Annotated in this window: 7 protein-coding genes and 1 pseudogene; all 8 read right to left on the bottom strand. The window is 47.5% G+C overall.

The features are described from left to right. The coding region (locus DRW39_RS20180; RefSeq protein ID WP_410503606.1) for an IS66 family transposase zinc-finger binding domain-containing protein at window positions 1-502 on the bottom strand (502 nt) is incomplete at its 3' end. Beyond that, window positions 465-881 (bottom strand): IS66 family insertion sequence element accessory protein TnpB, encoded by a 417-nt coding sequence (gene tnpB / locus DRW39_RS20175; RefSeq protein ID WP_255419268.1) that lies wholly within the window; start codon window positions 879-881, stop codon window positions 465-467. The genes tnpB (DRW39_RS20175) and DRW39_RS20180, both read right to left, overlap by 38 nt. 19 nt (window positions 882-900) lie before the next feature. After that, window positions 901-1,203 (bottom strand): IS66 family insertion sequence element accessory protein TnpA, encoded by a 303-nt coding sequence (tnpA, locus tag DRW39_RS22715; protein ID WP_232830206.1) that lies wholly within the window; start codon window positions 1,201-1,203, stop codon window positions 901-903. Between the two features lie 81 nt (window positions 1,204-1,284). After that, window positions 1,285-1,428, bottom strand: a pseudogene (gene tnpB, locus DRW39_RS22960) (IS66 family insertion sequence element accessory protein TnpB); the annotation flags it as partial. Window positions 1,429-1,568: 140 nt separating this feature from the next. Beyond that, window positions 1,569-1,709, bottom strand: a complete 141-nt coding sequence (locus DRW39_RS22390) for a hypothetical protein (protein WP_157976261.1) — start codon at window positions 1,707-1,709, stop codon at window positions 1,569-1,571. 291 nt (window positions 1,710-2,000) lie between these two features. After that, complete coding sequence (locus DRW39_RS20165) at window positions 2,001-5,486, bottom strand: S8 family serine peptidase (RefSeq protein WP_116108899.1); 3,486 nt, start codon at window positions 5,484-5,486, stop codon at window positions 2,001-2,003. 200 nt (window positions 5,487-5,686) lie between these two features. Continuing rightward, entirely contained in the window at window positions 5,687-6,004 is a 318-nt protein-coding gene (locus DRW39_RS20160) for a hypothetical protein (RefSeq protein WP_157976260.1), read from the bottom strand. A gap of 759 nt (window positions 6,005-6,763) precedes the next feature. After that, window positions 6,764-7,015, bottom strand: coding sequence for a hypothetical protein (locus tag DRW39_RS20155; RefSeq protein ID WP_116108897.1), 252 nt, complete (start codon window positions 7,013-7,015; stop codon window positions 6,764-6,766). Window positions 7,016-7,020 lie beyond the last annotated feature (5 nt).

Here is a 7,020-nt window from a genome sequence, read left to right as displayed (position 1 = left end):
TGGCCACGCAGATCTCCGCCAGCAGCCCCGGTTCCGGGATGCCTTTATCGATCGGTCGGCTGGGTAAGTCGGCGATGATTACCGTCGTGGAGCCGTCGGCTTCCTCCCGGGCGTACTTCGGCCGGATGCGCCGGATGATGACCAACTTAGCCGGACGATAGTCGAGCGTATCGGTAACTTCCTGGCCGATGCACGCCAGCCCTTCGGTGTCCTGTCCCTCCGGTTCCAGAACGATCTCCTCCACGGGCAGGCCATCCGGCAGCGGATTGCGGCCTGGGTGGGACGGTTTACGTTTGCGCTGGTAAGCTATCCGCTGGGTGACGGCGGCCTCTCCGTCGGCTTCAGCCGGCTGATCCCACAGGGCCATTTGTTCGGGCGCAACCTGGGTGCCAACGAACCGCTCCGACTTGGCGGAGAAGATCATCTTCCTCAGCTGGTCGAACTCGTGGCGCAGGGCGTTATACCTACCCGCCAACTCGTCGTATTCCACCTGGAATACCATGGCTTCCACGGAGCACAAAATACGAAAAACCGCCCTGGATCAGGCCGCGGAAGCGTACCTTTTTACCTGCGCTGCTACTTCGTGGTCGCCGTTTGACGGAGGTGATTTCGATGCCCGCCAGCAGCAGTTGCAGATCGGTAAAGGAGAGCTCCAAACTGTCGCCCTCAGCCCGGGGCAACTCAAAGGTTCCCCGTTCCAGCACCTTATACCAGACCACCCAGCCGTCGCGATCCCAGACTAGCAGCTTGATGCGGTCGCGGCGCTTGTTCAGGAAAATGAAGACATCTCCGCTGAGTAGTGTACCCTGCTTCAGGTAGTGGCGTACCAGTCCGCTCAGCCCGTTGAACCCTTTGCGCATATCGGTGGCTCCCCGGTACAGGAATTACCGTTGGCGGGCGCTAAAACCCAGCATAGCGACGGTCCAGGCGCTCCAACAACTCGACGAGGTGCTCCGGGTTGGTGTCCGCGAACGACAGGCGTAAGCCGCCCGGCAGGCTGACTTCCAGGGCCGCGGACAGCGGACAGCGTAGGCTCACAAAGCCCTCACCGACCGGGGCGGAGTCCGGGCGAGGCCTGGACTTACGGCGCCAGTAGTGAAAGGTCGCGTAGCTGATCCCTTCGTCCGCGCAAAAATCCTTGATTGACTTGCCTGAGGTAGCTTGCCGATCCACCAGGCTGATCATACGGTTGGCTTTATCCATCATTACTTTTGCTGGCAAAGCTCTATTCTCTGATTCGTCCAATAAAGATGCACTTGCTCGGACGCTTACTTTTATCTCAATGCCGGCCAGTAGCAACTGTAGGTTGGTAATGGATAGCTCCGCACTATTCCCCGTGACTTGGGGCGGCTCGAAGGTTTCTCGCTCCAGCACCTTGTACCAGATCACCCAGAAATCACTGGCCCAGACCAGGAGTTTGATGCGGTCGCATCGCGTATTCTAAAAGAGGAAGATATTGCCACTCAGGACCTCATTCTGCCAGATGTGGCGACGACCAGCCGCTTAAACCGTTAAACCCTTTACGCATGTTGGTGGCGCCGCGGTAGAGAAAGTAACGTTAGCGGGTGTTAAAACTCGGCATAGCGGCATTCCAAGCGGGCAAGTAAATCGGCGAGCTGGTCCAGGTTATTACCAATCAGCTCCAACTGGAGACCGCCGGGCAGTTCAACGGTGAGCGTAGCGGCGGTTGTAGCTGAGGCGTCGAGCACTTGAGCGTGATGAAACCATCGCTTGCTTGCAATGTGGTTGATGGGGTGGCAGAGGCACGCCGCCGCGAGTAGTACAAAATGGCGTAGCTGAGGACTGCGTCGGCACAGAGGTCTTTGATCTTCTTTCCCGAGGTGGCTTGCCGGTCCAGTAAAGCATACATGTGGCTGTCTTTGTTCTTCATTGCTTTTTGTGGCAAAGGTCACAGCACGCAGTTGAGAAAACTAGATGCGGTTGCACAGACGCTTATCTTTTTAATACGGGCTGGATATTTGCCAAAACAATTCTGTGAACTATCGCTGGACCACTAGTCGACGATTAACAGTGGTCCCGCCATTAATAAATTGAAAAACGAAAACCCCAGGATATAAATGATCAATCGGAATTTGCTGCCCGTTATAAACTGAGGAGTACGATCCGATCTGCTTACCTGCAGAATCAAATACCTTTAATGAAACTGGGCGTGAATCAGGGTTGGTAAATTCGACAAAAACAGACTCAGAAGAGGGATTGGGATACAATTTATAGCCATCTGAGGTATTGGCTCCAGTTGGCATGCGCATTTCAAGCTCCGCCCTATTATTCGTGCCTTTTTCGTTGTAGATTGAGGTATCTCCAGACAAATATAGAAGCGCTCGTGCATAACTTGCAGCTCTGGAATCATTAACGGCCGCACCTAAAGTGCGGCGATCTGATAATGAGAATTGGAAAAGTTGTGTATTCTGAACTGCTGTCAAACGGGAGAGATTTATCTTTTGCACTTTAGTGAAGTGAAGGAACTCTGTGAAAGATTCTAAGGTGTGCAAAAGCTTTGTAGCCTCGTTGTATTTCCCGTATTTGACTAAAAGGCCATATCCCCGAATCAAAATATCTGGATCATTCATTTGAATGATTTTATTAACAAGCTTATCTAAGTCTGTCGGATTCTTAATATTATGGGATGCTGAATCTAAAGTATATGATATCTGTTTCGATAATAGATATCTATGATCGGATTCTTTTCCCGAACTTTTATTAAGCCAAGCAAGCTGGTCATGTATCTCTGCTATGTCGACCGCTATGCTTATATCTTCCATATTTTCTGATGTTTGCTGATTACAGTAGTCACTATTGTATGAAGTGGAAATAGCTGTGAATCCGGTTTGTGTTGATGGCACTTGGCAGATGGGGGAATTATTATAGTAGTAATAAAAGGGTTCAGTTGCATACGATGTTTCTATGTCTTTGTTGCTTTCGCTAAAGCAATTGTTAGCAGGATTGGTATAACTACCTTGGTATTGATCCACTTTGCCATAAACCCTCACATCGTAATGCGCTGAAACAGAAGTATTAAAGGCGTTGTTCCGGAAAATAGACCCATTGTTGTCATTTGCGTAGTAAATGCCCCTTTTTTGAAGGTAAAATGTATTACAACTTATGACGTTTCTACCAGTATATTGATTTTGGCCGGTTTTATAAACGTATATGGATGGTTCACCTGTTTCGAATAAATTGTTTTCTATAGTGTAACGGGAAGGACCAAGTAATTTTATAGGGTCAACCGCCCTGTTTCCATTGGATGTGAGAAATTCATTGTTATCGATAATTATACCTCCTTCTCCTCCATCAGTCGCATCGGAGTAAATGAAGTTATCGCCGGACACCGTAGATATAAACCTGTTGGGAAGCATACCGCCTGATGAACTTCCTATTTTTAAATAAGTAGCAAAGGGGGAGGTGCTTTTCGCTTCGATATGTTTGTGGCCCGATTTGTATTGGTCAAGTATAAAAGTGTTTCCTCCTAAAAAAGATACTCCCGCGTCCAAACCTCCATATGCTCCAAGGCGTAAATTTTCAAATACACATCCAGAAATCTCTATTCCGTCATTATCCCAGACGGTGATCCCAGCCCCTCCCAAGATCAAATCATTGATGTCGGTGTTTACGAAATAGCAATCAGTAAACTTACTTTTATTTATAAAAGAATAGTTTCCGGATGGATCAGGATACTTCATAAACGCGACTGCCTTCCAATTATCGATGAACTTTGCACGGTCAGCAATATACAACCCCCCCCATCTTGCTACTTGGTCGGCATAAGGAATCGCTGGAATTTCAGTCGAAAGACCTTGCGTTGCGTGTGATATAGTTGTGCCTTCAAGAAGCATTGCAACACCTGCATCCAACGAAGACAAAGATTTATTTGCATTAAGCGTACCGTTTGAATAGTACATATTAGGTTGCTCACGCTTGTTATTGCCGGCCACAAAAATCCCTTTCCATCGAGGATCCGCAGTGCAATAAGGATTTTTTACTCGAGTAATTGTTGAATTACGAACCAAAAGTTTTGCCCCCCTGTTCACGACTATTCTTCCTTCTTCATGCATAGAAAGAAAGCTGTTCGTGATCGTCAACATGCCACCAGTTTTTATCTCAATAGTTTTATAACTTGCGTGTAATTTTTGGTCAATAACGACAGACTGGCCACCATAAACGGTAAATTTCGGGGGCGATGTGTAATTTTGAGCTGCGATCACCGCTTTGTAGGCATTCATATATCCTACGCCATCAAGCAGGTGTGCCCAGTTTGGATCGTTGGCGTTTCTGATGCTATTAGTATTTGATTCTGCTGTCAGAAGATCCTCAATTTCCATAGGTGTAAGACAGGGATTTATATCTAGCATCAATGCCGCAACTCCTGCCACGTGCGGTGCCGCCATAGATGAATTTGCGGGTCCGATAGCGCATACTTGTCCATTTGGGTCCTGTAATCTAGATGAGTTGAGTATTGGTACAATTATCTCCATACCAATATCTTCAATGCCATAGTTGTAGGGTTTATAGGCCCCATCTTCCCATCCCTGACCTACCATTATAACTCCAGGAATGTCTACGAATGGTGTACCATTAGCACCGTTTACAGCAAAAGTTATTAACGAACCACCCCGAGTGATTTCTAGAGCCGCTTCCCTTGCTATTTTGCTGCCGTTTAACCAACTTGTATTAGATACACTAACGGTGATAATCGGATTACCGTCGTAGTGTGCCTGTAACATTTGCTCTACAATACCTGGAGCCCAGCCATAAAGATTAACGTGTGAATTGAATCCCGCTCCAGCGACGCACAGATTGTTGTTCACGATGCCAGCCGCGCCACCAGCTACGGCAGTTCCGTGATTATCACTACCCAAAAATGTGTTTCCGTAAACGCCGTCAATCTTTCCACTTAAGTCCGGATGAGTGGGATGAAAATAGTTGTCTACAACACCTATGGATATGGCTGGTGAACCCTGAGTTAGAGACCAAGCGCAAGGGAGCTGCATATAATCAATATGGTTAGTTGATATAGCTCCAGGATCGTTATAAGAGTATGGACTGCCGCATTCAGGAGTCGGAGGCAATGCACTTGATTCCTGTTTCCCCGATGGATTCCGAATCAAGGATGTAGTAGCGACCACGTTATTCCCTATTAGTTCGGTGGATTCAACTAAGGGGTTCGACTCTAATAGCGACTGGAGTAGAGGATAAATCTTGGGATTGCGTAGGTGGATTCTATTCGTTTTTCTAAGAATACCCCCTTTTGCCCTAGGGAAGGCGACAACTGTCGAATCAGTTTCAAATTTATTGGAAATCTGATTGAGTAATTGGGAGTACGCTGGCTTCGTTTGTAGTACCGCCGGTAAATCTTTAAAAGTGACATATATGCCGGTGTACTGGGGAAGATCAATTTGCGCTTGTACCTTATTAAAAGAAAGCAGGATAGCAATAAATAGGCAAGCCACACAGGAAATGCGGTTCATATGAGTGTAGGTGAGTGTTAGAACTAGGCAATTAGCCTTTTTGCAAGATATACATATTTTGGTTAATCCCGTTGTTCAAGCAATAATTTTTCAGGAAAATTTTGTCGAGTTATTATAGTCCAGTCTATCGTAGCTATAATAATAGCTGAACTGGTCGGCTTGCCCGCGCTGGTAGTGGAGATAGTGCACGTTGCCGGAGATCAAATCGTAGGTTTATTCCAACTTTTTAAGCGCTGCGCAAGGTATACCAGCTCCACGAATTCCTGGATCAGTTGGGATACATTTCCGGCGATGTCGTAGCCGTAGTGGCTGGCAAACGCATAGTCGTCATCCGCCCCCTGACCCGGGGAAAGCTGTTCTGCGTAGGTGTTTGCCGCCACCCGGTTACGTAGCGTAAGCTCCTGGATAGCTACGGGTAGACTCGTCAGGAGGCATTCGGTGTAGTAGGTTCGGATTACCCCGTAGCGCACCGCTCCACCAAAGAAAAAGGACAACCCTCCCGAACGAACAGAGTCCACACGTTCGGATAAGGTATTAGCAGTTACTCCAGCCAATTCACCCACTTCTACTGGGCGCCCCAAATCTTCGTAAAGGGTATAGCTGGCCCGCTCCAGTGAATCCTGCCGGCCGTCGCGGCTCAGCACCGGCCGGCCCAGCGCATCGTACCAGGTTTCCGCTACGTCGCGATCGGGAGCATCACTAAGCGTTACCTCATTGAAACTGTTGTATTGATAATGGGTCAGTAGTTAGTGCTGCGGTAGTATCGTAGTTAAAGCCCTGCTTGGGGGTAGGCTCTCGGTAATCGCTGCCCGGTACTGGCTCACCGCTACGGAATCATTGGCGGGATCCATTAGCGGGGCAACTCCGTGGGGAGGTACCGTCAGGGCGAGGTTGCTGGCCTGGTCGTAGTAGTAAAGGGTATAGTGGTAGGTGTAGGGCAGCCTCGTTACCGCACATCACTGGGCGCGAACTAAATTAGCACAATCTATTCCCACAAAATGGACAAAAGTTAATTCGTATTCTGCCAGATAAACTCACGTTAGTTAAGCCCGCGTTTGTTACTTCAGCACTGTTTCTTACGAGCGGGACAAATTTATTCATATCGGTTTCTAATAAAGATTTGAATTCTAATTCATACTTCTTATCTACATCATTTTTTCCAATAATAACAGAAAATCCACGGTCGTCCGCATTAGTAAGAAGTGAAACAAATCCGTCGCAGCAAACATCCCTGCCTTGGTAGTTATTATCCACTTAGTAATAGCAATTAATAAATTCTATTCTTCTTCAAGAAGGCTATTAAAACTCTTACGTAAAATGAGTGCTCCATCGCTATCCCATAATCGGGATTGCAGTACGGCGTCATCGGCCTCTTGTGTCGATAAATCCAGGTACCGTTTTAACACAAGGACTGCGGTTACTGCCGTAGCACCTTCAGCCTTCAATGCAGCCAAAGCAGAATGCATATCGTCATCTGACGCTTGAAAAGCCCTTTCAAACACCACTATATATTTTCCAATATCAAACATAGCTA

The organism is Lewinella sp. IMCC34191, assembly GCF_003390935.1.
GTDB lineage: Bacteria > Bacteroidota > Bacteroidia > Chitinophagales > Saprospiraceae > Neolewinella.
The sequence above is the reverse complement of the archived record's forward strand: the minus strand, read 5'-3'. Positions and strand labels throughout refer to the sequence as shown.